This window comes from Streptomyces aurantiogriseus (assembly GCF_014649375.1).
Classification (GTDB): Bacteria; Actinomycetota; Actinomycetes; order Streptomycetales; family Streptomycetaceae; genus Streptomyces; species Streptomyces aurantiogriseus.
On the sequence record NZ_BMSX01000017.1, the window covers coordinates 129725 to 152582 of the forward strand.

Genomic DNA, 22858 nt, shown 5'->3' on the forward strand with positions numbered 1-22858 from the left:
CCACTTCGCTGGAGAGGCCCCATGCTCCGGGTACTGATGTTCCTCGTACCGCTGGCGCTGAGCGTGTACGCGTTCATCGACTGCATCAGCACCAAGGACGACGACATCCGCCACATGCCCAAGCCGCTGTGGGCGATCCTCGTCCTGCTGTTCCCGCTCGTCGGCTCGATCTCCTGGCTGATCGCGGGCAAGAAGCGCAGCCCGGCGGCCGAGGGCTGGTCCGGGGTCCGGGGCAGCCGGACGCAGCAGCGGCAGTGGGTCGCCCCGGACGACAACCCCGACTTCCTGAAGTCGCTCGACGAGGACGGCAAGAACGGCGACAAGAACGGGGACACGAGGGACGACAAGCGGGACGACTCCTGAGCCGGTGCCGTTCGGGCATCGGTCGGTGAAACGGGGCGGGTCGGTCAGCTCGGGGTCTTGATCCGGGCTGCGGCGAGGGCCCGGTCGAAGACCCGTACGTCCCTGATCGCGCCGGGGAAGAAGTCGCTGGGCCGCCCGTTGCAGGTGGCGCGGCCGATCACCAGGGCGCCGGGGGCGGGGCGGCTTGGTGTCGTCGATCTCCGCCTGCTGCACGCCGTTCCGGCGCCGGTCGGCTGCACGACCCTCTCGGTGCGCTCAACTCTCCACAAGAGCATCACAGTTGACCTCTGATATGGGCTTGCATCGTCGGCCACCTCGAGTAGTTAATGACCATCAGTCAGTAGTGATGGGTCGTCAGCGCCCATGCCTCAGGGGGACAGATGGAGAGAACCGAGCCGCCGGGACACCACGACATCCCGCCGCCGCCCGCCGTACCGCCGCCGACTCTGCGCGGCATCGACCTGCGGGTCGGCAAACGGCTGCTGTGGGTCGGCAGGGCCGCGTATCCGCTGGAGAACGTCACGCGGGTGTACACCTTCATGCTGACGCCCAAGCGCAAGGAAGCCACCGTGCTCTTCCTGAAGCGCGTGGCGATCATCCTGTCGGTGGCGTTCGCCCTGACGATCCTCGGGGGCATCACGGGCATCGCGAGCCAGAGCGCGGCCGGCACGATCGTCACGTTCGTCTGGCTGGGCGCGGCGGCCGCGCTGGTCTTCAGCGTCGTGGAGCTGGTGGCCGTCCTGTCGGCGCCCACGCAGTACGTCCTGGCCGTCGAGACGGCCGGGCCGTCCATCGCCATGGTGACGAGCGCCGACCCGGGACAGCTGGACCGGCTCGTGGACTCCATCGTGCACGCGATCGAGAACCCCGAGACGGAGTTCACGGTCAGGGTGGACCGCCTCATGGTCAACCCCAGGCACTACTACTTCGGTGACAACGTCAACATGTACGGCGGTACGGGCAACGTGGGGGTGGCGAACGCATGAGCGGCGACAACTACTACTTCGGCGACAGCGTGACCATGAACGGCGGTATCGGCAACACCGGCATCGTCAAGAACCAGGGGGCGGCCGACGGTGCGGGGGCGGTGTCGCCCGCCCTGCTGGAGGCGGTGGAGGAACTGCGCCGGCTGGTCGAGGCGCTGCGCGAGCAGGTTCCGCCCGCGAGCGCGCAGGCCATCGACGACTCCCTGCCGGCCCTCACCGCCGACGCCACCACAGCACCACAGGAGCGGCACCGCGCGCTGATGGCGATCGCCGGTGTCGCGGCGACGGTCGGGGCGGTGGGCCAGCCGGTCCTCGACCTGGTCAACAGGATCCTGGGGCTGCTCGGCGGCTAGGAGGCCCGAGGGGTCGGCGCCGTACTGCCGGCGGAGCGCTCAGCGCAGCCGCGACGACGACAGGATCGACAGCAGGTGGGCCGGGACCATCACCCAGGTGATCGCGGCGATGGCGGCCAGGGCCCAGCGGGTCGGCTCGACGCCGCCGGTGGCCGCGTCCGCGCACGCCACGACCAGGAGGACCAGGGAGGCCTCGATGCCGTTGGTGACCCGGTGGATCTTGAAGGCGGCGGCGAGGCGGCGGACCGAGGCGACGCCCTGGGAGCGCGGCCGGGTCGACTCGTCGTCGGCGACGGCCAGGCCGCGGCGGGCGCGGGCCACGTCCACCAGGTCGGTGGAGGCCTTCAGCAGGACGACGCCGAGGGCGGTCGCGAGGCCGAGGGAGACCCAGCCGTTGAAGCCCGCCCAGCCGCCGAGGCCGGACTCGGCGGCCCGGAAGCCGAAGCCGGTCATCAGCGCCGCGTCCGCCAGGTAGGCGCCGAGGCGGTCGACGTAGATGCCGGTCGCGCTGTTCTGGCCCTTCCAGCGGGCGACCTCGCCGTCGACGCAGTCGAAGAGCAGGAAGAGCTGCATGAACAGGGCCGCCAGGACGGCACCCGTGAGGCCCGGTATCAGCAGCGCGGCGCCCGACAGGACCCCGCAGACCACCATCGTCCAGGTCAGCTGGTCGGGGGTGACCGGGGTGCGTACGAGCTGCCGGGTGAACCGCAGCGAGATCCTCCGCATGTACAGGCGGCCCGCCCAGTGTTCCCCGTTGCGGCTCGCCAGCTTGGCCTGCGGCTGGCAGACCTCCCGCAGCTCCTCCAGTACCGGAGCAGCACCCATGACCGTTCCTTCCACGCCGAGGCTCAACTGCCGCACGCGCGGCGGTGATCGGCACAGGGTACCTGCCGGGCTCCTGGACATTTCCGGGGGGATTTTGACACCGTGAGGTGCACCGACCCGTAATCGAACACGTGGTCGATGACACTCCTGGGAGCCCCTGTGTCCCTGGCCTTCTACGCCGCGCACAGCACGACCTCCGCCCCCGGCGACCTCGCCCACCACTACGCCGGCCTGCCGCGTGACCCCGCCCGGCTGGCCCGGATCACCCGGGACCTGCTCATCCACCGGCTGGAGGGCGGGATCTTCGGGCACACCGTCGCCGTCGACCGCCTCCACCACGACGCCGAGACCCGCTACATCGACGACATCCTGCGGATCGTCGTCGCCCGCGACGAGGCCCCGCTGACCCGGCGGCGCGAGCCCGCCGACCGGTTCGTCGGCGTCTGCCGCGACTTCGCCCTGCTGCTCTGCTCCTTCCTGCGCCACATGGGCGTGCCGGCCCGGATCAGGTCCGGCTTCGCGGACTACTTCGGCGACTCCGGCTTCCACTGCGACCACGTGGTCACCGAGTACTGGGACGAGGAACGCGGCTGGCTGCTCGCCGACGCCCAGCTCGCCGACCCGCACCTCGCCGGCCACTGGAAGATCGACTTCGACCCGATGGACGTGCCCCGGGACCGCTTCCTGGTCGCGGGCGAGGCATGGCGGGCCATCCGTACGGGTGCTGCGGCCCCGGAGTCCTTCGGGCTGCATCCGCCGGAGGAGGGGCCGATGTTCGGGGAGTGGTTCGTGGCCGGGAACATCCGGCTCGACCTGGCGGCCCTGAACAAGGTGGAGACGCTGTTGTGGGACCTCTGGGGAGAGGAGGCGGACAACGACGTGTGGGGACCGGACGGCGGCAGGCCCGAGATGCCCGACCCGACCCGGGCCCTGTACGACCGGGCGGCCGAGGTGACCTCCGGCGAGGTGTCCTTCGACGCCGTACGGCGGCTGTTCACGGAGAACGACAGCCTGCGGACGCCGAAGACGGTGCTGTCCCTCGCCCCGTTCAACGGCCCGCGTCATGTCACCCTGCGCTGACATCGCACGTTGCCCTCGCGCCCCGGCCACAGCAGAGTGAGGTCATGGACTCCAAGGACCAGGTGATCCCCGCGGACCGGGCGATCGGCACGGGCCAGGCGATCCCCGTCGACCGGGCGACGGCGCGCACCTGGCTCGCCGTCGCCGTCGAGGAGGCCCGCGCCGGCCTCGCCGAGGGCGGCATCCCCATCGGCGCCGCCCTCCACGGCCCCGACGGCACCCTCCTCGGCCGCGGCCACAACCGCCGCGTCCAGGACGGCGACCCCTCGATGCACGCGGAGACGGCCGCGTTCCGCGCGGCGGGACGGCAGCGGACGTACCGCGGCACGACGATGGTGACCACCCTCTCGCCGTGCTGGTACTGCTCGGGCCTGGTCCGGCAGTTCGGCATCTCCCGCGTGATCGTCGGCGAGGCGACCACCTTCCACGGCGGGCACGACTGGCTGGCCGAGCACGGGGTGGAGGTCGTGCTGCTGGACGATCCCGAGTGCGTCGCGATGATGCGCGCCTTCATCGAGAAGAACCCGGCTCTGTGGAATGAGGACATCGGTGAGTGAACCCCGTAGGCCCCGCATCCCGACCATCGACCTGGAGCCCTGGCTCTCCGGCGGCCCGGAAGCCCGCGCCGCCATCGCCCGCACCGTCGACGACGCCCTCCGGACCGCCGGATTCCTGCTGGTCACCGGCCACGGCGTGGACCCGTCCCTCCGCGCCCGGATCCGCGCCGCCGCCCGCTCCTTCTTCACGCTCCCCGTCGACGTCAAGCAGCTCTACGCCGCGAAGGTCGGCGGGCGCGGCTGGCTCGGGCCGGGGGCCGAGGCCAACGGGTACGCGGAGGGGACCGAGACGCCGCCGGATCTCAAGGAGTCGCTGACCTTCGCCACGCACGAGCCGTTCGACGATCCGGTCGTCAACGCGGAGTGGTACGCGCCGAACGTGTGGCCCGCGGAGGTGCCCGAGCTCCAGGCGCTCTGCGAGGAGTACCTGGGGAAGATGGCCGAGCTGGAGAAGCAGCTGCTCGCGCTGCTCGGGGAGGCGCTCGGTCTCGCACCGGACTTCTTCTCGCGGCACATGGACCACCCGACCTACGGCTTCAACATCAACTGGTATCCGGGGAGGGACGTCGTCGGGGAGCCACAGCCGGGGCAGTTCCGTATCGGGCCGCACACCGACTTCGGGACGGTGACGATCCTCGACCGGCAGGCCGGGAAGGGCGGGTTGCAGGTCTGGACGGACGAGGGCGGCTGGGAGGACGCGCCGCACGACCCGGACGCGTTCACCATCAACCTCGGTGATCTGATGGCCCGTTGGACCGGTGACCGGTGGCGGTCCGGGCGGCACCGGGTGCTGCCGCCGCCGGCCGAGCTGCCCGCCGAGGAGCTGATGTCGCTCGTCTACTTCGGCGAGTGCACGCCGGGTACGCGCGTGGAGTCCGTCCCGGCACCGGTGGGGCGGGTGGCGTACGAGCCGGTCGACTCGCATGTGTACCTGAGGGAGAAGCTGGATTCGATCACCGTGGGGTGAACCCCGGCGGAACTTTCGTGACCCGACGGACATCACGCCCTCTGGCACACATCAACTCCCCCTCTTTACCCTGGCGTTGAGGACCGGCCACGGGGGGTGCGGTGCACAGACGGTTGTACGGGCGGGGTGCGCTGTTCGACGTCGAGCCGGCCGGTCTCGTACCACGGCTCGTCGGGCTTCGTCCGTACGAGCACTTCGCGGTGAAAGTCGAACATCCCGACGAGATACCGGTGGTGGTGCTGGCCGGCGGACGCGGGCTCGGCAAGAGCGCGGTGCTGGCCGAGGTGTGGGAGGCCTATACCGAGCGCAACCGTAGGGGTGAGGCCCGCAGGCGCACGCCGGTCGCCCTGGTCGACTGCGAGGACGAGCAGTTCGCACGGCTGCCGCACGCGGAGAACCCGGAGTCCTGGTCGCCGGTCTGGCAGGCGCTGCTGGTGGTCGCCGAGCAGTTGACCGAGCCGGTGAAGGCGGCCGGGCAGCTCACCTTCCCGCGGCTGACGGCGGGACTGGTGGCGGTGCGGGCCAGCGACTGGAGCGGGCGGACGGACTCGGAACGCATCCAGCGGGAGCTGGTGCGGATCCTGCTGCTGAACGAGCGGGCCTCACGGTTCAGCATGGCGGGGCGGTGGGCGGCCCGGGTGGCGGCGCGGGTCATCGGGGCCGGGGCGGCGAGCGGGCAGGGCCCGTACGTGGCGGCGGCCGTCGAGACCCTGCTGGAGGCGCTGTCGGAGGGGTTCACTCATCACAGGGAGCAGAAGCCGTCCCAGTGGTACCGCACGTATCCGAACGCGGGCGGCAACGCCAGGCGCGGGCTGCTGCTGCTCGCGGGGAACTTCCGGGCCGGCGGCACCTCCCGCGAGCACGCCGAGCGCCGGCTGGTGCGCGCGCTGCTCGCCGACCTGACGGAGGCGTACTCGGGTCTGGGGTCGCATCTGCGGCGGCTGGGGCGGCCGATCGTGCTGCTGGACAACGCCCGGAGCGGGCCGGGGCCGGGGCTGCTGGACGCCGTGCTGCGGGACCGGGCCGAGGGCGCCGCCGACCAGGTGGTCTGCGTGGCCACCGTCCGCGGGACCGATCTCCCCCTCTCCCTCGGCTCCGCCCGAGCCGGGGGAACCCCCATGGCGCTGGAGGACGCCGTACGGCGGGAGCTGCCGGAGGTGGCGCGGGCCACGGAGTGGGAGCCGGGGAGTTCGCCGTCCTCGCGGGCGCTGCTGGTGCCGCTGTCACCGCTGTCCCCGGACGAGACCCTCCACATGGTGGGCGCGGCCTGCGACGACATCGAGATCCCGCCCCAACTCCCCCACGCCACCCATCGGCTGACCGGCGGGAACCCGCTCGGCATCGTCCTGCTCGCCACCGCCGCCCGCCAGCACCCCGACCAGGCGGCCTCCTTGGGGCGGCTGCTCACCGCCGGGATACGACTGGAGGAGGGTCAGGCCGACGGCCCACCGGCCTACGGCGAGCTGCTGCGCCGCCTCGTCCCGGCCGACCGGCTCGACGAGCTCACCGTCCTCGCCGCCGCCCACGACCACGACTCCGCGGTCGCCCTCGCCGCCGCCCACCTCCCGGACGACTTCGGCTCCTCGGGCGTACGGTCGCTGCGGGTGCGGCTCGCCGAGGAGGGGCTGCCGGCCGCGCCGGGCCACTTCGTGGGCGACCCCTTCGTGCGCACGCTGCTGCTGCTCCGCCTGCACCACCGGGACGCCGACCACAGCGGCTGGCGCGAGGTGCACGAGACGCTGATCCGGCACTACGCGCAGCCCGACGGCGAGGGCGCCCCCGACCCGGCCCGCGCCCGCTACCGGCTCTCGCACGAACTGGCCCTCGGCAACACGGCGAACGCCGTCGCCCACCTGCGCGACACCTTCCCCGTCCTGGACACCCGCACCTGGCTGGACACCCTCTGCTTCCTGGCGTCGGCGCCCTACTTCCACGCGCACGACGACGAGGGCCGGGACGCGACCGGTCACGACGACCGGCGGGCGGCGATCGCGCTGGGCCGCACCGACGCCTCGCACCGGCCGCCGGAGGGTGTGGACGCCCTCCTGCATCTGCGGATCCGGCGGCTGCTGCACGCGGTCTGGCAGGTCACCGACCCGCTGGTGCTGCCCGACCCGAGAGTGTGCGGGCGGCTGGAGTTCGAACTGCTGCAACTGTCCGACCTGCGGCCCGCCGGGGGCGCGCTGCTGTTCGCGACGTCCCAGGCCTGGCCCCGGGACGCGCGCGCAGGCCGCCCCCTGCGCACGCCGGCCGACGACGGATCCGACGACGGGGACGGGGAGGCGTGATGGCGAGCGGTGGCGGTGGCGCAGGGGTCAGAAGCCCGCTGGTGCGGTGGCTGCGGGAGGTCTGGGAAATCCGCCTCTACCGCTATCTCGCCCTGCTGGTCACGGCCGCGCTGGTGACCGGCCTGGTCTTCGCCGTGCGGGCGTTCACCCAGGAGGACCGCTCGTGCGCACCGGGGGTGGCCCGGCCGCAGGGCAGCGACGAGTGCGTGGGCGTGGCGACGACGGCGTACGACTTCGGGCGGCCGCAGCTGCGGGACGCGGTGCGGGCGATCGACCGGGAGAACGACCGGCTGAAGGCGGGGAGTTATGTGACGGTGGCGCTGATGCTGCCGTACACCGCCACCACGCCCTCGACGCTCAGTGACATCCTGCACGAGGTGCAGGGCGCGTATCTGGCGCAGTGGCAGGCCAACCACACCTCCAACGGGCAGGCTCCGGCGATCCGGCTGGTGCTCGCCAACCCGGGGGCGACCAGCGACCACTGGGAGCTGCTGGTCGACCAGTTGGAGCGGATGACGAAGGGCGCCGACCGACTGCGGGCGGTGGCCGGTGTCGGGATGAGCACCGACAGCAACAAGAAGGCCGTGGCGGAGCTGACCCGGCGGGGCATCCCGGTGGTCGGCGCGTCCATCACGGCCGACGACCTCGCCAACGGGCAGAACGGCAGGGACCCCTTCCCGGGGCTGGCCCGGGTCTCCCCCACCAACACCGACGAGGCGCGCGCCCTGGCCTCGTTCGCGAAGGTCAGCGCCGGGCGGGCGCTGCTGGTGTACGACAAGCCGGGCGACCCGTACACGCGGACGCTGCAGGCGTCGTTCGCCGCGCTGATCAAGGGCTCGCCGTACGAGCCGCAACCGTTCACGCCGCCCGCCGACCGGACCCGGGAGGGCACGACGGCGAACACGTTCCGGCAGATCACGCATCTGGTGTGCGACACCTCGCCGGAGACGGACACGATCCTGTTCGCCGGACGCCACACGCAGCTGCGGCAGTTCATCAACGCGCTCGGCACCCGGGGCTGCCAGGACCGGAAGTTCACGCTGCTGACGGGCGACGAGGGCTCGTACCTGACCGGCGACAAGAAGCTGGACCGCACCGCCCTCACCCACAACCTCTCCGTCCGCTACACCGCTCTCGCGCACCCGGACGCCTGGACGAAGGACACCACGAACCTGGGCGGCTCGGCGGCGGACGCGCGGGTGCTGACCGACCTGCTGGCCCGCAGCACCCGTGCGCCCGTCGGCCCGATCGGGGAGACGGGCCTGGAGGACGGCCAGTTGATCATCGGTTACGACGCGCTGCGGCTGGCCGTCCACGGCATCCGCGAGGCCACCCCGGACGGCGGGACCGTCCCGCCGCTGGCCGATGTCGGCCTGCAGTGGCCGCAGGTCAAGGGCTCGCTGCGGGTGAGCGGGGCGAGCGGCTGGATCTGCCTGGACGTGCACGGCAACCCGTACGACAAGGCCGTACCGATCGTGGAGCTGCACGCCGACGGCGGCTCCCGTTTCGTACGGATCGCGTGGCCGGAGGGGAAGCCGCCGGGGCAGGAGTGTCTGCCGCCGTCCTAGGACCCACCCAGGACTTCGATCAGGCGTTCGAAACGGTCTCGCCAGCGGGACTCGGTCTCCGTCTCCCCCCGGAACTCGTGGGTGAAGCGCAGCACGCTGGCGTCGTCCCCGTCCCGCTCCAGATGGAACCGCATCCGGCCGCCGCCCTCCACCGTGTACTCGGCGACCCGGTCCACATCCCAGGCCGTGACCTGCCCGCCGCCCAGGCCGGGCAGGCCGACCAGGCCGCCGAGCCGGGGCTCGAGGACGTCGACGGGACCGAACCACCCCGCGAGCCCCTCCGCGGTGGCGACCGCCGGCCAGACCGTCTCCATGGGCCGCGGGAGCCGCACCAGGAAGTGCAGGATCCGCGTGTTCCCGTGCGTCTGGCTGGTGCCCTGTTCGATGGAACCGGTCATGACACCAGCCTGACTCCTGACGGGGGCTTGTGCACACCTCAGGGGCGCTCGCCGACCTTGTCGACGAAGGCACGCTGCAGGACCGCGCTGGTGCCCTGGACCGAGCCGGCCTTGATGATGCCGTCGCAGACCTCGCCGGGGTTGGTCGGCGAGTCCTTGAGGACCACGTCCCGGCTGCCGAGCAGGATCATGCTCTTCCTGTCGAAGATCAGCTCCTGGCGCGAGGACCCGTCGTCGACGAACCCGACGGCGGTGCCGTGCCGGCCGACGGCGTCCACGGAGTCCTTCACCAGGACGACCCCGGGGATCTTCGCCACCGCCCGGTAGAGCGCCGCGCTGACCTTCGGCGGCAGGATGGTCTCGCCCGCCGTCTCGACGGCGAGGTCGAAGGCGAGGGACGCGGCGCTGTGGCCTTCGCCCTCCTTGTTCTTGTACAGCCAGGCGAGCATCTCGTCGGTGTCGGTGGGCAGCTTCTCCAGCTTGCGGTAGGTCCGGTTGGAATCCGAGTCGGGCTCGATCGGCAGGGGCTCGCCGATACCGGTGTCCCTCACCCGGCCCTCACTCTCGCCGTCGACGGACTTCCAGACCTCACGGGTCTGCAGCGGACCGGCCGTCGCGGGCTTGCAGGTGTGCTCGGAGATGCCCCACGCGACCTTGGACCTGACGTAGGTGAACTGGTCGTCGCGCACCTCCGGCGCCTTCTGGTGCTCGGCCGCGAGCGCCGCGTTCTCCAGGAGTCGGGTGACCCCCGGGGAAGGGGTGGCCGCGGGCGGGACGAAGGTGTCCTCGTCGGATGGCAGGACGGTGATCGTCACAGCGGCGACGGCGGCGACCGCGGCCGCGACGAGGACGGGCCGCAGCCATCCCGGACGGGGACGGGCGGGGGCAGACGTCTCGTCGGTGCGCCGGATCTCGGTCATCAGATGCTCCTTGAGGAGTCGGTGACGGCCCGGCGGAAGGTCTCTCTCGGGAAGCTGGTTCATCGGTTTCCCTCCCTCAGGGGCCCGACCGCGGTGGTGCGGTCACCTCTCATCTGTCCGCGCGTTTGCTGGAGTTCCATATGTTTCGCGAGTTTTGTCCGCGCCCGCGACAGCCGCGACCGTACGGTCCCCACCGGCACCCCGAGCGCCTCCGCGGCCGCCGCGTAGTCCAGTCCCGACCACACGCACAGCGCCAGCACCTCCCGCTCGGCCCGGCGCAGCTTCGCCGACGCGGTCCGTACGAGGTCCAGTCGGTCCGCGTCGTCCAGGCGGCCGGCGACCTCGTCGGCGAAGTCCCGCTCCGCCTCCTCGCGCGGGAGCCGGGCGACGGCCGCCGCGTGTCTTCGGGCCGCGCGGCGGATGTTGCGCGTGACGTTGGTGGCGATGCCCAGCAGCCAGGGGCGCAGGGAACCGCCGTCCTCGTCGAGCTTCCCGCGCAGCCGCCAGGCGTCCAGGAAGGTCAGCGAGACGACGTCCTCGGCGACCGTCCACTCCCCCGTGAGCCGGTAGGCGTAGTTGTAGACGGAACGCGCGTACGCGTCGAAGAGCTCACCGAAGGCCTCGTGGTCCCCCGCGCGGATGCGTTTCCTCAGCGGCCGGTGTGTGCTCGGAGTCGTATCCACGCCCCTCTACCTGTCCGCATGACAAAGGCCGGTTCCCGTGACCCACGTCACAGGAACCGGCCCTCACGGTACGGGAGTTCAGAACCCCGCGGACTGGAGCACGCCCAGGCCGACATCGGCGTAGGAGTGCTTGCCGGAGACGAAGATGTTGACGCCGTAGTAGTTGAACAGCCAGCAGCCGAAGGCGATCAGGGCCAGGTAGGCGGCCTTGCGGCCCTTCCAGCCGGCCGTGGCGCGGGCGTGCAGATAGCAGGCGTAGGCGACCCAGGTGATGAACGACCAGGTCTCCTTGGGGTCCCAGCCCCAGTAGCGGCCCCAGGCGTCGCCCGCCCAGATCGCGCCCGCGATGATCGTGAACGTCCACAGCGGGAAGACGGCCGCGTTGACGCGGTAGGAGAACTTGTCGAGGGAGGCCGCGGCGGGCAGCCGGTCGAGGACCGAGTTGGCGAACCGGCCGGGCTTGCCGCCGCTCGCCAGCTTGTTCTCGTAGGAGTCCTTGAACAGGTACAGGACCGTGGAGACCGCGCCGACGTAGAACACCGCGCCGCAGAAGATCGCGGTGGAGACGTGGATGTAGAGCCAGTACGAGTGCAGGGCGGGGACCAGCTGGTCGCTCGCGGTGTAGAGGACGGTGACCGCGAGACCGAGGTCGAGCAGGACCGTGGTGATCAGGAACAGCCCGAGCCAGCGCACGTTCTTCTTCAGCGCCAGCAGCGTGAGGTACACGCCGACGGCCACCGTGGAGAAGGTGATGTTGAACTCGTACATGTTGCCCCACGGGGCCCGCTCCACAGAGAGCGCGCGGGTGAGCACCCCGCCGAACTCGATCAGGAAGGCGAGCACGGTGAGGGAGATCGCGATCCGCCCGTACAGGTCGCCCTGCTCGTCCCCGCCGTGCGCCCCCGGTCCGTCCGGCACGTCCCGCGCACCGGCCGCGGCCCGCACGACGACCTTCGGCCGCTCCAGTACGGCGGTCCCGCCGGCCTTCTTGACGGTGACGGCCGGGGCCTTCTTCGCCGCGGTCTGCGCGGTGAGCGCGGCGGCGGTGCGGCCGACCTTGCTGCGGCTGCCGAAGAGCCATTCGGCGATGTAGGCGAAGAAGGCCAGGGTGTAGACGGCCATCGCGGAGTAGATCAGCGTGTTGCTGATGTTCGCGAGGTTCTCGTTGGCGGCGGCGGCCAGCTCGGTTGCGGCGGCGAGAGTCACTTCTCAGCCCCTTCGGCAGGTACGGCTTGGGGGTCGGGGGATTTCGAGGAGTCTGCGGAGTCGTCGTCCGGGTCGGGCGCCCCGGGGGCCTGGTCGTACAGGATCCCGGCGAGGTCGCCGAGTTCCTCGGGCACCTTGGCGGACTCGCTGCGGCCGAGGCCGGCCATCTCGACGACCGTCACACCGTCGGCGCCCTGCACCGCACGCACCCACACCCGGCGGCGCTGGATGAACAGGGAGCCGGCCAGACCGAAGATCGCGGCGATCGCGCCGCCGAGCGCCCAGCCGCTGCCGGGCTGCTGGGTGATCTGGAAGTTCGCCCACTCCTTGGTGCCCTCGTAGGTGATCGAACCGGCGCCGTTCGGCAGCGTCATGGTCTCGCCCGGCTTGAGGTTCTCCCGCATCTGCAGGCCCTTGGCGTCCTTGAACCCCTTCATGTGGGTCTTGTCGAGCTGGTACACGCTCTGCGGGATGCCCGAGTTGACCCCGAGGTCGCCGTAGTAGGGCTCCAGGTTGAGCACCGGGTTCAGCAACGCCGGGAAGACGGAGGACACCTCGTTGCCCTTGGCGTAGCTCGGCAGGAAGAAGGCCTGGAAGGCGAGCTGCTCGCTGACGCCCTTGGCGTTCCGGTAGCCGTCGAGGACCTTGATCACGCCGGAGGAGGTGACGTTGGAGTCCAGCGGCAGCAGCGGGACGGCGTCGCTGTAGACGATGTTGCCCTTGCCGTCCCGGACGGTGACGACGGGGGCGTAGCCGTGCGCGGTGAGGTAGACCTTCGAGTCGCCGATCTCCAGCGGGTGGTTGACCTTGACGACGGTCTTCTTGTCCTTGCCGTAGGCGCCTTCGGAGTAGGTGAGGGCGGCCTCGTAGGTGCGCGGGGTGCCCTTGTTGGGGCCGGAGACCTCGTAGGTGCCCTTGAAGTCGTTCAGAGTGAAGCTGAACGGCGTCAGGTCGTCGGTGCTGAAGAGGGTGCCGGACTTGATGTCGTCGTACTGGGTGAGGGTGTTGGAGAAGCCGTCGCCCTCGAGCACCAGCTTGTTGCCCTCCATCTTGAACAGCTGGCCCCAGGCGAAGGCGACCAGCATCACGATGAGGGCGATGTGGAAGGCGAGGTTGCCGACCTCCCGCAGATAGCCCTTCTCTGCGGCGACGGCGTCCCCGGCGACATGCGCGCGGAAGCGGCGCTTCCGCAGGAGGGCGAGGGCGGCCTCGCGCACCTGCTCCGGCTCGGCCTCGGTGCGCCACGTCGTGTACGCGGGCAGCCGGGTCAGCCGCTTGGGGGCGCCCGGCGGACGGCCGCGCAGCTGGCCCACGAACTGCCAGGTGCGGGGCACGATGCAGCCGATGAGGGAGACGAACAGCAGGATGTAGATCGCGGAGAACCACACCGAGCTGTAGACGTGGAAGAGGCCGAGCTTGTCGTAGATCGGCGCGAGGGTGGGGTGGTCCTTCTCGAACGCGGCGACCTTCGTGGCGTCGGTGCCGGTCTGCGGGATCAGCGAGCCGGGGATCGCGCCGAGCGCCAGCAGCAGCAGGAGCAGCAGGGCGACCCGCATCGAGGTGAGCTGGCGCCAGAACCAGCGGGCCCAGCCGATGACACCGAGGGACGGCACGCCGGTGAGCGTCTCCGCGGGCGCGGTGGACAGCTGGGAGCCGGCGGCGCCGAGGTCCTGGTCGTCGGGGGCGGCGGCCGGGGTCTCGCCGGGCGCGGTGGTCTTGCTCATGGATCAGATCCCCACAGTGAAGCCGGTGGACCAGGACTGCATGTCCTGCACGAGGCGGTCCCACGCGCCCGTCAGCAGCAGCAGACCGGTCACGATCATCATCGTGCCGCCGATCCGCATGACCCAGACGTAGTGGCGCTTGACCCAGCCGAAGGCGCCGAGCGCCTTGCGGAAGGCGACCGCGGCGAGCACGAAGGGCACGCCGAGGCCGAGGCAGTAGGCGACGGTCAGTATGGCACCGCGGCCCGCGCTCCCCTGCTGGGAGGACAGGGCGATCACGGAGGCGAGGGTCGGGCCGATGCACGGGGTCCAGCCGATGCCGAACAGTGCGCCGAGCAGCGGGGCGCCGACCAGCCCGGTGGCGGGCTTCTTGTGGAAGCGGAACTCCCGCTGGGTCATCCAGGGCATGAGCCCCATGAAGAAGACGCCCATGAGGATCATGAGCACGCCCAGCACCTTGGACAGAGTGCCCTGGTTCTCCAGGAGCGTCTCGCCGAAGTAGCCGAACAGGGCCCCGCTGGAGACGAACACGGCGGTGAAGCCGAGGACGAAGAGGGAGGCGCCCGCGACCATCCGTCCGCGGCGGGCCTCGGCCAGGTCGGTGCCGGCGACTCCGGTGACGTACGACAGATAGCCGGGGACGAGGGGCAGGACGCAGGGGGAGAAGAAGGAGACGAGACCGCCGAGCAGCGCGATGGGCAGGGCGAGCAGCAGCGCGCCGTTGAGCACCGTGTCGTTGTAGCCCGTCACGGCGAGCGTGGTGACCGCGCTCACGTCACTTCTCCGCGAGGACCGGGGCGATCATCCCGCGCAGCTTCTCCTCGCTGAGCGCGGCCAGCGAGCGGGCGGCGATCTTCCCCTCCCGGTCGAGGATGAGCGTGGAGGGGATCGCCTGCAGGTTGAGGGTGCCCGCCTCGAAGCGGAGCATCAGCTTGCCGGTCGGGTCGTACAGGCTGGGGTAGGTGACGCCCTGCTCCTTCTCGAAGGCGAGGGCGTTGGCGGCTTTGGTGTCCCGGGTGTTGATGCCGACGAACTGCACGCCCTTGCCCTGGAGGTCCTTGTAGACCTTCTCGAAGCCCGGCGCCTCAGCGCGGCAGGGGGCGCACCAGGAGCCCCACACGTTCAGGACGACGATCTTGCCCTTGTAGGAGGAGACGTCGAGCTGCTTGCCGTCGACGGTCTTGCCGGACAGGTCGGGGGCCGCGTCGCGCTTGCCCTTCTCCACGGTGGAGATGCCGTCCTTGCCCATGACGAACTTGGTGTCACCGCCTCCGCCGGAGATGCCTCCGGAGGTGCACGCGGACACGAGCAGTGCCGCGACGGCGGCTCCGGCGGTCGTCCACGCGGCGCGGCGCGAGCGGATCCAGGTGGTCGAGCGCAGGGGGGCGCGGCTGGCGGCACTCATGTGAAAAGTTTCGCATGCCCGTTCTGGGGATCTTGCGCACCCCCCTTGTGGGGGGAAACCCGCATTTCAGGCCGCGGCTCCGGAGGCCGGGGAAGAGGCGCCGGAGGAGGCGGTGGAGGTGCCCTTGAGGAACTCGTTCCAGCCACCGGCCGGTTCCTGCCCCACCTCGAGCGTGCGCAGTTTGGCCAGCACCTCCGGCTTCTGTACGTCGATCCAGTCGACGAACTGCCGGAAGGAGACCAGCCGCACGTCCCCGCCCTTCTCCTTCTCACGGGCGATGTGCTTGAAGGCCTCCTCGACGGCGTCCATGTAGATGCCGCCGTTCCACTGCTCGAAGTGGTTGCCGACGAAGAAGGGTGCGCGATTCGTCTCGTATGCCCGCTTGAATCCCTGTATGTACGCCTGGGCGGACTGCTCCCGCCAGCGCGGGTAGTTGTGGCTGGGGGCGTTGGTGGAGTTGATCGACTGGTTGGCGAGCATGTTGTAGTCCATCGAGAGGACCTCGAAGCCGCGCCCGGGGAAAGGTATCTGCTGCAACGGCAGGTCCCATATGCCCTGCTTCCTGTCCGGCCAGACCTGGCGGCCGCCCGACGAGGAGGCGTCGTAACGCCAGCCCAGGGAGCGGGCGGTGGGCAGCAGGTTGTCCTGGCCGAGGAGGCAGGGCGTGCGGCCGCCGACGAGCTCCTTGTCGTAGTCGAAGGGGAGCGCGGGCAGGTCGGTCCACCCGGTGTTGGTGCGCCACTCCTTGACGAAGGACTTGGCCTGGTCGATCTCGCTGCGCCACTGCCGGGGCGTCCACTTGCCGACCGAGCCGTAGCCGTCCCCGCAGAAGTGCCCGTTGAAGTGGGTGCCTATCTCGTGGCCCTCGAGCCAGGCACGGCGGAGGTTCTTCAGCGTGTCCCTGATGTGCGCGTCGGTGAGGTAGCCGATGTCGGAGGCGCCACGGGGGTTGTTGGGCGGGTCGTAGAGCCGCTTCTTCGACTCGGGCAGGAGGTAGATCCCGGAGAGGAAGAAAGTCATGGACGCGCCGTGCTCCTTGGCGAGGTCCAGGAAGCGCGAGAAGAGGCCGTTGCCGACCTCGCCGGCGCCGTCCCAGGAGAAGACGACGAACTGCGGCGGCTCCTGCCCGGGTTCCAGCGGTACCGGCTTGGCGGGCTGGTGGGGCTGCTTGCCGGTGAAGGAGGTGGAACCGTCACCGAGGGGGCGGGCGGTGACCGTCGGGGAGGCCTTGGGCGAGGCGGAACCGTTCTTCCCGGAACCCGCGGACTGGTTCGGCCCCTCTGAAGGGGTGGTGAGCTCGGCGCATCCGGTGAGTCCGGCGGCCACGGCTCCGGCCCCGAGTCCGAGTGCTCCCCTTCGGGTGAGAGTGCGCATGGCATCCCCGTTCGTCACGTGCTCTGCTGGTCACCCAGTCAGAGGACGGGCCGAACGGGGAGGTTCCGCCAATACTTCTGGATTCCGTAACAGACAAACCGATTAAGACACTTATCGCCCGGGCCTTCCGCGGGACTATGCCCCGAAGGCCTTGCCCTTCCCCTTCACCGGCTTGGCGCCGGCCAGGAGATGGGCGGGGACGAGGTCACGGGCGGGCTCGGTGTAGCCGACGGAGACGATCGTGTCGCCCTGGTAGGTGAAGGTCGTCAGGGAGGCGAGCGTGCACTGCCGCTTGCGCGGGTCGTGCCACAGCCGCCGCCGCTCGACGTAGGACCGCACGATCCAGATCGGCAGCTGATGGCTGACGAGCACGGCCTCGTGCCCCCGCGCCTGGTCCTTCGCGGTGTTCAGCGCGCCCATCATCCGCACGACCTGGTCGACGTACGGCTCGCCCCAGGATGGCTTGAACGGGTTGTAGATGTGCCGCCAGTTCTCGGGCCGCCGCAGCGCCCCGTCCCCTATGCCGAAGGTCTTGCCCTGGAAGACGTTGTCGGCCTCGATGAGCCGCTCGTCGGTGGCGAGGTCCAGCCCGTGCGCCTTGGCGATCGGCGTCGCCGTCTCCTGCGCCCGCTCCAGCGGGGAGGCGCACACGTAGGTGACGTCACGGGGGGCGAGGTGCTCGGCGACCCGGTCGGCCATCCGCCGGCCCAGCTCGGAGAGGTGGTAGCCGGCGAGACGGCCGTAGAGGATGCCGTCCGGGTTGGCCACCTCGCCGTGCCGCATGAGGTGGACGACGGTGATGTCCTTGTCGGTGGTCATGCTGCCGTGGCCTCCGCAGCCGCTCGGGCCGCCGCCGGGAGGGCGTCGGCGATCCGCTGGACGGCCCGCTCGTCGTGGGCCGCGGACACGAACCAGGACTCGAAGGACGACGGCGGCAGGTAGACGCCGTTCGCCAGCAGCGAGTGGAAGAAGGCCGTGAACCGGAAGGACTCCTGCGCCCGGGCGTCCTCGTAGTCGCGCACCGGCCGGTCCGTGAAGAAGACGGAGAACATGTTGGAGGCGCTCTGCAGCGTGTGCGCGACGCCCTCCTTGCCGAGCGCCTCCGACACGAGCGCCTGGATCTGCTCGGACGCGGCGTTGACCTTGGCGTAGGCGGCGTCGTCGAGGAGACGGAGCTGGGCGAGCCCGGCGGCGGTGGCGACCGGGTTCCCGGAGAGGGTGCCGGCCTGGTAGACGGGCCCGGCGGGCGCGAGGTGCGCCATGACCTCGGCGCGGCCGCCGAAGGCCGCGGCCGGGAAGCCGCCGCCCATGACCTTGCCGAAGGTCATCAGGTCGGGCTTGACCCCGTCGATGCCGTACCACCCGGCGCGGCTGGTCCGGAAGCCGGTCATGACCTCGTCGGAGATGAAGAGCGCGCCGTTCGCCCGGCAGGCGTCCTTCAGGCCCTGGTTGAACCCGGGCAGCGGCGGTACGACGCCCATGTTGCCCGGCGAGGCCTCGGTGATCACGCAGGCGATCTCACCGGGATGCCGGTGGAAGGCCTCCTGCACGGCCTCCAGGTCGTTGTAGGGCAGGACGATGGTGTCGCCGGCCTGGGCGCCGGTGACACCGGGGGTGTCGGGCAGCGCGAAGGTGGCGACACCGCTGCCCGCCGCGGCGAGGAGCGAGTCGACGTGCCCGTGGTAACACCCGGCGAACTTGATCACCTTGGTGCGCCGGGTGAACCCGCGGGCGAGGCGGATGGCGGACATGGTGGCCTCGGTCCCGCTGGACACGAGCCGCACCTGGTCGACGGGCTCGACCCGCGCGACGATCTCCTCGGCGAGGGCGACCTCGCCCTCACCGGGCGTACCGAAGGAGGTACCGCGGGCGACGGCCTCCTGGACGGCGGCGATCACCTCGGGGTGGGAGTGCCCGAGGATCATGGGCCCCCAGGAACAGACCAGATCGACGTACTCCCGCCCATCGGCGTCGGTCAGGTACGGACCGCTGCCGGACACCATGAACCGGGGCGTACCGCCCACGGCACGGAAGGCGCGCACCGGGGAGTTCACACCGCCCGGCGTGACGGCGGCCGCGCGGTCGAACAGAGCCTGCGAGACAGGCGCATCGTATGAATAGGGCAATTCGCTCATGACCTGCGACTACTCCGACCTTCTCCGACTTCTGGGACTCCGGTTGCCAGTGACATCACTCAGGGTAGGCCAGGGCGGGCCGGCGACAGCGGGGCCGTCGGGAAGGCCCGGCTGTGGCAGATCGAGGCACATACGGGGCACACACCGGGGTACCTGCTGGGGTGCCTGCCGGGGTACTTGCCGGGTACTTGCCAGGCACTTGCCGGGCACTTGCCGGGCCCCGAATGGGACACGGCCGGAGCTTTGCTGACCGAACGACCAGTCGCCACCCGTACGCCATCTGCGAAACTGGCACCTGTTGACGCAGCTCACACCGACGAAGAGCGGAAGGGCTGCGAAGATCCTGCGGACAGGTGTTTCACCGCACGTTTCGGCGGGCGGCCGTGGGGGAGGTCACTGACACGATGATCGGGTTGCGCGGCGGGGGCCACGCGTCCTAGAAAAGCAGTCGGGTGGAGATATGCATCGCGGTGGCGGACTGGGCGAGGGGACTGATGGTCTGGGTCCTCGTCGTGCCCGGCGGGGAAGGCACCGGCGCGACGCGGAGGCAGCGGCAGAGAGCACCGAAGCACATCAGGCACAAGGTGTACCAAGTGAGCCCGAGCGGTTCGACCAGGGAATCGATCACCAGATCGAGAACCGGATGGACCGCCTCCGGGCGGGGAGCAGGAATGGTGGTCGGGTGGGGGTGACGTACAAGTACTTCGGCGCGCCGGACGGCGCGACCGCGGCCCGCGTCCCGATCTCGATGCGCCCCGAGGAACTCGGCGGCGACGAGCTCGGCATGAACGGCATGTTCACCAAGATCAAGCCGGAGACGATGGCGGCGATGGTCCTCACGGGCATCGAGGGCGTCCCGCTGCACAAGGTCCCGCCCCTGGAGCTCGTGGTCCTGCACCCCGACTACGCGGTGGTCAAGCTCCCCATGACGGTCGTGGACCCGTTGCGGGACATCGGCGAGGAGGCGGTGGGCGCGGCGGCGTTCATCTGGTCGACGGTGCCGGACCGGGGCGGGCCCCGGGATGCGTTCAATGTGTACCAGTTGCTGCACGAGTGGCAGGACTTCAGCCATCGGTTGCACGAGGCGGGGCATCAGCCGTACTGCCTGGTGTGGCCCTGACCTGGTCCTGGGTTCCTGACCTGGGTTTCGTTGAGTGCGGGCGGGGCTTTCGGGCCTCGCCCTCGTCATGTGTCGGAGGGGCCCGTCAGGCGGCCTTGGACACATTGAGGGCATATGGGTTTCGGTGAGGCCACTGATGCGCCCTGCACTTCCAGTCCGCACTCGAAGTGCGCTCCTGTCCGTTGCGGTCGGCGGGTGCGGCGGGATCGGGTCAGAGCCGGCCCACGATGCTCACGCCGGTCAGCGCCGGCAGCGCGGCCATGACGGCCAAGTGGCCCGGCGCTCATGGTGTGGACACTGGCGGCGGTCGGCTGGTCCGGGGCGCGCGGCCGCCGGTGCCGGCCATCGACGCCAGGAGTCGGATGACGGCAACGGCCACTGTTGAAAGCTCCTTGGTGATCAGGACGGCAGGGTCCCGCCAACGACCTCGCGCCAGAAGGCCTCAACCCGTGCGTTGAACACGTCCGGGGACTCCTGGAACGGCTGGTGGGCCTCCTCCGCCATGACCTCGAAGCGGGCGCCCGGGATGGCGTCGGCCACGACCCGCCCGAGCCGCGGCGGCGTGGCGATGTCCCGTTCGCCGGCCAGGACGAGGGTCGGTGCGGTGATTCCGGACAACCGGTCGAGCGTGTCGTGCCGCATGAACGGCTCCAGCTGACGCTGGAAAGCCTCGGCGGACTGCGGGTACGGGAAGGCGAGCGTTTCGTCGATGATCCGCTGCACCGTGCCGTCAGCGTGGGCGCGCGGCGTGTAGATCCACAGGAAGAACGCCTCCAGCATGGCGCGCTCGTCGGGCGCCTCCGTCACCAGCCAGTTCCAAAAGCGGGTCATGGTGGTGAAGTAGGCGTCCGCCCGGGCCCAGGTACTCATGAGGACGAGACTGCGGACGGCCTCCGGGTGACGGAGCGCCAGCTCCTGAGCGATCGCACTGCCCCCCGAGAAGCCGACGACATGCGCCCTGTCGACCCGGAGCACCCGGAGCAGTTCTGCGGCGTCGTCGGCCATCATGGCCACGGACATGGGCCCGTCGGGCAACGGCGTCCGCCCCGCCCCTCGGTTGTCGAAGGTGATGACCCGGTACCGGTCCGACAGCCCGACGAGCTGCGCCTGCCACGCCTCGGCGGGATCGCTCAGCCCCGCGATCAGCAGGACGTCGGGCCCTTGGCCACGGCTCTCGATCCAGATGCTGGTTCCGTTGGCGTCGACGTACTCGCCCATGGAATACACCTCCCGCCCCATCATCTCCACTGCCGGCCCCTTGATCGACTACCGCCGCGCCACACACACACTGAACCCTCCGGCCTTCCGCCCCCACCCGATGGGCTGCCTGGCCTGCGCGGTGCCGGTGGAACGAATCCATCGGTTCGCACGGTGCTCGCCGGTCGCCGGCGCGGATTGGACTTTCGGCAGTGTCGGACGGCTGCTGATGTCCGTACCGTCTCCTCCGTGGACAGCACGATGTTCAACGGCAGGACTGCGACCGGGACCGCTGCTGTGCGGCGGGCACTTGAGCCGGGGACCTTTCTGACGGCGGCTGCCGTGGTGGCTGCCGGGCTGAGCATGGTGAACCTGTGGTGGGCTGTCCCCACTGCCGTCGCCGCGTTCCTGGCTGGACGGCGGCCTGGACGGACGGCGCCGACAGCGCTCGCTCTGGTCGCGATTCCCGCGGCCGGCGTGGTGGCGTTGTCCGTCGCGCCTGCCTGGCTCCCGCTGGCCGGCCGGTTTGTGACAGTGGTGGTGGTCGCCACGATGCTTCCCTGGTTCGCGGGCCGGTTCTGGTGCCAGTATCAGCAGCTCGTGCGGGCCGGGTGGGAGCGTGCGGAGCAACTGCACCGTGAACAGCAGCTGATCGCTGATCAAGCCCGGCTGCGCGAGCGGGCACGTATTGCCCAGGACATGCATGACGTACTCGGCCATGACCTCAGCCTGATTGCCCTGTCGGCCGGCGCTCTGAAACTGGCGCCGGGCCTTGAAGAACACCATCGAACGGTCGCGGGCGACATCAGGGCCAGGGCGGCGGCCGCGGTGGAGCACCTCGGCGAGGTGATCGGTGTCCTGCGTGAGGAGACCGACGACACGCCGACGGATCCCAACGGCTCGAGCCTCTTGGATCTGACCTCCGGGGCTTGCGCGTCCGGTCTTGCGGTGGAGTTGCGCATGGACGGCGAGGCGGATGACCTGCCGCTGGTGGTCAGGCGGGCGGCTCACCGGGTGGTGCAGGAAGCACTGACCAACGTCGCCAAGCACGCACCCGGCGCGGGCGCGACTGTCCACGTGACGCACACGGCAACAGAAACAAGGGTCGTGGTGGAGAACGGCCCGCCATCGTCCGCGGCCACCCCGCAGCCCTGGCACCACGGTGGGAGGCGTGGCCTCATCGGTCTCGAAGAACGTGTGCGGTTGGCCGGCGGTTCGTTCGACCACGGGCCGCGCGACGGAGGCTACGCAGTCGTCGCGCGGATCCCGCACACATCTTCGTCCCCGCCACCGCCCCTCGCGCCCGCGGCCTCTCGGACCGGTCGCGAGTTGCCGCAGGAGCATCGTCGCGCTCGGCGCCGCGTCGGCAGGGCCTTGGTTGCCGCGGTCATGGTGCCCCTGGTGACGGGAGCGTTGCTGAGCGGCGTACTCATGGGGTGGGAAATCCTGTCGGCGTCGCAGTCGGTCCTGGACCCGGGCGACTATGCCCGCCTGCGGCTGGGGCAAGATCGTTCCGAGGTGGAGCGTGTCCTGCCGGACCGGCAGACGAACCACCGACCGCTGACTGCCGAGCCGACAGGAGACGGCATAACGTGCGAGTACTACGCGATGACGGCCGACCGGTTCGACGACCGGTCCGGCGACGCCTACCGGCTCTGCTTCCGAAAGGACACCCTGGTGTCCCTGGACACGCTCACCCCGTGAGCGTT

Annotated in this window: 23 protein-coding genes; 10 read left to right on the plus strand and 13 right to left on the minus strand. The window is 70.6% G+C overall.

Going from position 1 to position 22858, the window contains the following annotated elements; translation table 11 throughout:
* The first annotated feature begins 21 nt into the window (after positions 1–21).
* Positions 22–363 carry a PLD nuclease N-terminal domain-containing protein gene (locus IE263_RS31600; RefSeq protein WP_189941253.1) on the plus strand — a complete coding sequence of 114 codons (342 nt, stop codon included), beginning with the start codon at positions 22–24 and terminating at the stop codon, positions 361–363.
* A 44-nt stretch (positions 364–407) separates the two neighbouring features.
* Here IE263_RS31600 and IE263_RS31605 read toward each other — a convergent pair whose 3' ends face one another.
* The gene (locus IE263_RS31605; RefSeq protein WP_229911277.1) at positions 408–602 is read right to left on the minus strand and encodes a LamG-like jellyroll fold domain-containing protein; all 195 of its coding nucleotides are present in this window, start codon (positions 600–602) and stop codon (positions 408–410) included.
* Between the two features lie 141 nt (positions 603–743).
* Here IE263_RS31605 and IE263_RS31610 point away from each other — a divergent pair, with 141 nt between their 5' ends.
* Both IE263_RS31610 and IE263_RS31615 read left to right on the plus strand, forming a co-directional pair.
* A complete protein-coding gene (locus IE263_RS31610; protein WP_189941254.1) occupies positions 744–1349 on the plus strand; it encodes a DUF6232 family protein in 606 nt (201 codons plus the stop codon).
* Complete coding sequence (locus IE263_RS31615; protein ID WP_189941255.1) at positions 1346–1702, plus strand: hypothetical protein; 357 nt, start codon at positions 1346–1348, stop codon at positions 1700–1702. The genes IE263_RS31610 and IE263_RS31615 overlap by 4 nt, the downstream gene beginning before the upstream one ends.
* A gap of 39 nt (positions 1703–1741) precedes the next feature.
* On the opposite strand, the gene IE263_RS31620 is transcribed toward IE263_RS31615, so the two are convergent.
* Positions 1742–2527, minus strand: coding sequence for a CDP-alcohol phosphatidyltransferase family protein (locus IE263_RS31620; protein WP_189941256.1), 786 nt, complete (start codon positions 2525–2527; stop codon positions 1742–1744).
* Positions 2528–2665: 138 nt separating this feature from the next.
* On the opposite strand from IE263_RS31620, the gene IE263_RS31625 reads away from it, so the two are divergent.
* The 5 genes from IE263_RS31625 (at position 2666) to IE263_RS31645 (ending at position 8987) form a co-directional block, all read left to right on the plus strand.
* Positions 2666–3607 carry a transglutaminase-like domain-containing protein gene (locus IE263_RS31625; protein ID WP_189941257.1) on the plus strand — a complete coding sequence of 314 codons (942 nt, stop codon included), beginning with the start codon at positions 2666–2668 and terminating at the stop codon, positions 3605–3607.
* A gap of 44 nt (positions 3608–3651) precedes the next feature.
* Positions 3652–4164 carry a nucleoside deaminase gene (locus IE263_RS31630; protein WP_229911278.1) on the plus strand — a complete coding sequence of 171 codons (513 nt, stop codon included), beginning with the start codon at positions 3652–3654 and terminating at the stop codon, positions 4162–4164.
* Positions 4157–5131, plus strand: coding sequence for an isopenicillin N synthase family dioxygenase (locus tag IE263_RS31635; RefSeq protein ID WP_189941258.1), 975 nt, complete (start codon positions 4157–4159; stop codon positions 5129–5131). The genes IE263_RS31630 and IE263_RS31635 overlap by 8 nt, the downstream gene beginning before the upstream one ends.
* Positions 5132–5232: 101 nt before the next feature.
* Entirely contained in the window at positions 5233–7419 is a 2187-nt protein-coding gene (locus IE263_RS31640; protein ID WP_189941259.1) for a hypothetical protein, read from the plus strand.
* A complete protein-coding gene (locus tag IE263_RS31645; RefSeq protein WP_189941260.1) occupies positions 7419–8987 on the plus strand; it encodes a type 1 periplasmic-binding domain-containing protein in 1569 nt (522 codons plus the stop codon). Before IE263_RS31640 ends, IE263_RS31645 begins: the two co-directional genes overlap by 1 nt.
* Here the strand turns inward: IE263_RS31645 and IE263_RS31650 are convergent.
* From IE263_RS31650 to hemL, 10 genes are all read right to left on the minus strand, one after another.
* Positions 8984–9385: an SRPBCC family protein gene (locus IE263_RS31650; protein WP_189941261.1), complete on the minus strand. Its 402-nt coding sequence runs from the start codon at positions 9383–9385 to the stop codon at positions 8984–8986. The two genes, IE263_RS31645 and IE263_RS31650, sit on opposite strands and share 4 nt — an antisense overlap.
* A gap of 38 nt (positions 9386–9423) precedes the next feature.
* Positions 9424–10368 carry a CU044_5270 family protein gene (locus tag IE263_RS31655; RefSeq protein WP_189941262.1) on the minus strand — a complete coding sequence of 315 codons (945 nt, stop codon included), beginning with the start codon at positions 10366–10368 and terminating at the stop codon, positions 9424–9426.
* Positions 10365–10958 (minus strand): RNA polymerase sigma factor, encoded by a 594-nt coding sequence (locus IE263_RS31660; protein WP_189941372.1) that lies wholly within the window; start codon positions 10956–10958, stop codon positions 10365–10367. Before IE263_RS31660 ends, IE263_RS31655 begins: the two co-directional genes overlap by 4 nt.
* Before the next feature lie 108 nt (positions 10959–11066).
* Positions 11067–12194 (minus strand): c-type cytochrome biogenesis protein CcsB, encoded by a 1128-nt coding sequence (ccsB, locus tag IE263_RS31665; RefSeq protein WP_189941263.1) that lies wholly within the window; start codon positions 12192–12194, stop codon positions 11067–11069.
* On the minus strand, positions 12191–13918 hold the full coding sequence (gene resB, locus IE263_RS31670) for a cytochrome c biogenesis protein ResB (protein WP_189941264.1): 1728 nt from the start codon (positions 13916–13918) through the stop codon (positions 12191–12193). Before resB ends, ccsB begins: the two co-directional genes overlap by 4 nt.
* A 3-nt stretch (positions 13919–13921) precedes the next feature.
* Positions 13922–14692 carry a cytochrome c biogenesis CcdA family protein gene (locus tag IE263_RS31675; RefSeq protein ID WP_189941265.1) on the minus strand — a complete coding sequence of 257 codons (771 nt, stop codon included), beginning with the start codon at positions 14690–14692 and terminating at the stop codon, positions 13922–13924.
* Position 14693: 1 nt separating this feature from the next.
* Positions 14694–15323: a TlpA family protein disulfide reductase gene (locus IE263_RS31680; RefSeq protein ID WP_189941266.1), complete on the minus strand. Its 630-nt coding sequence runs from the start codon at positions 15321–15323 to the stop codon at positions 14694–14696.
* A gap of 66 nt (positions 15324–15389) precedes the next feature.
* Positions 15390–16697, minus strand: a complete 1308-nt coding sequence (locus IE263_RS31685) for a polysaccharide deacetylase family protein (RefSeq protein ID WP_189941267.1) — start codon at positions 16695–16697, stop codon at positions 15390–15392.
* 135 nt (positions 16698–16832) lie between these two features.
* Positions 16833–17516 carry a histidine phosphatase family protein gene (locus IE263_RS31690; protein ID WP_189941268.1) on the minus strand — a complete coding sequence of 228 codons (684 nt, stop codon included), beginning with the start codon at positions 17514–17516 and terminating at the stop codon, positions 16833–16835.
* Positions 17513–18832 (minus strand): glutamate-1-semialdehyde 2,1-aminomutase, encoded by a 1320-nt coding sequence (gene hemL / locus IE263_RS31695; RefSeq protein ID WP_189941269.1) that lies wholly within the window; start codon positions 18830–18832, stop codon positions 17513–17515. The genes IE263_RS31690 and hemL overlap by 4 nt, the downstream gene beginning before the upstream one ends.
* Before the next feature lie 682 nt (positions 18833–19514).
* On the opposite strand from hemL, the gene IE263_RS31700 reads away from it, so the two are divergent.
* A complete protein-coding gene (locus IE263_RS31700) occupies positions 19515–19952 on the plus strand; it encodes a hypothetical protein (protein ID WP_010353923.1) in 438 nt (145 codons plus the stop codon).
* Between the two features lie 399 nt (positions 19953–20351).
* On the opposite strand, the gene IE263_RS31705 is transcribed toward IE263_RS31700, so the two are convergent.
* Positions 20352–21170 (minus strand): alpha/beta fold hydrolase, encoded by an 819-nt coding sequence (locus IE263_RS31705; RefSeq protein ID WP_189941270.1) that lies wholly within the window; start codon positions 21168–21170, stop codon positions 20352–20354.
* 228 nt (positions 21171–21398) lie between these two features.
* Between IE263_RS31705 and IE263_RS31710 the strand changes: the two genes are divergently transcribed.
* Positions 21399–22853 carry a sensor histidine kinase gene (locus IE263_RS31710; RefSeq protein ID WP_373312140.1) on the plus strand — a complete coding sequence of 485 codons (1455 nt, stop codon included), beginning with the start codon at positions 21399–21401 and terminating at the stop codon, positions 22851–22853.
* The last annotated feature ends 5 nt before the right edge of the window (positions 22854–22858 follow it).

Coding starts and splice junctions, on each gene's coding strand:
- IE263_RS31615 (WP_189941255.1), top strand. CDS start 1,346: ATGAGCGGCGACAACTACTACTTCGGCGACAGCGTGACCATGAACGGC.
- IE263_RS31685 (WP_189941267.1), bottom strand. CDS start 16,697: ATGCGCACTCTCACCCGAAGGGGAGCACTCGGACTCGGGGCCGGAGCC.
- hemL (WP_189941269.1), bottom strand. CDS start 18,832: ATGAGCGAATTGCCCTATTCATACGATGCGCCTGTCTCGCAGGCTCTG.
- IE263_RS31680 (WP_189941266.1), bottom strand. CDS start 15,323: ATGAGTGCCGCCAGCCGCGCCCCCCTGCGCTCGACCACCTGGATCCGC.
- IE263_RS31690 (WP_189941268.1), bottom strand. CDS start 17,516: ATGACCACCGACAAGGACATCACCGTCGTCCACCTCATGCGGCACGGC.
- IE263_RS31645 (WP_189941260.1), top strand. CDS start 7,419: ATGGCGAGCGGTGGCGGTGGCGCAGGGGTCAGAAGCCCGCTGGTGCGG.
- IE263_RS31610 (WP_189941254.1), top strand. CDS start 744: ATGGAGAGAACCGAGCCGCCGGGACACCACGACATCCCGCCGCCGCCC.
- IE263_RS31630 (WP_229911278.1), top strand. CDS start 3,652: ATGGACTCCAAGGACCAGGTGATCCCCGCGGACCGGGCGATCGGCACG.
- IE263_RS31620 (WP_189941256.1), bottom strand. CDS start 2,527: ATGGGTGCTGCTCCGGTACTGGAGGAGCTGCGGGAGGTCTGCCAGCCG.
- IE263_RS31705 (WP_189941270.1), bottom strand. CDS start 21,170: ATGGGCGAGTACGTCGACGCCAACGGAACCAGCATCTGGATCGAGAGC.
- IE263_RS31650 (WP_189941261.1), bottom strand. CDS start 9,385: ATGACCGGTTCCATCGAACAGGGCACCAGCCAGACGCACGGGAACACG.
- IE263_RS31655 (WP_189941262.1), bottom strand. CDS start 10,368: ATGAACCAGCTTCCCGAGAGAGACCTTCCGCCGGGCCGTCACCGACTC.
- IE263_RS31625 (WP_189941257.1), top strand. CDS start 2,666: ATGACACTCCTGGGAGCCCCTGTGTCCCTGGCCTTCTACGCCGCGCAC.
- IE263_RS31600 (WP_189941253.1), top strand. CDS start 22: ATGCTCCGGGTACTGATGTTCCTCGTACCGCTGGCGCTGAGCGTGTAC.
- resB (WP_189941264.1), bottom strand. CDS start 13,918: ATGAGCAAGACCACCGCGCCCGGCGAGACCCCGGCCGCCGCCCCCGAC.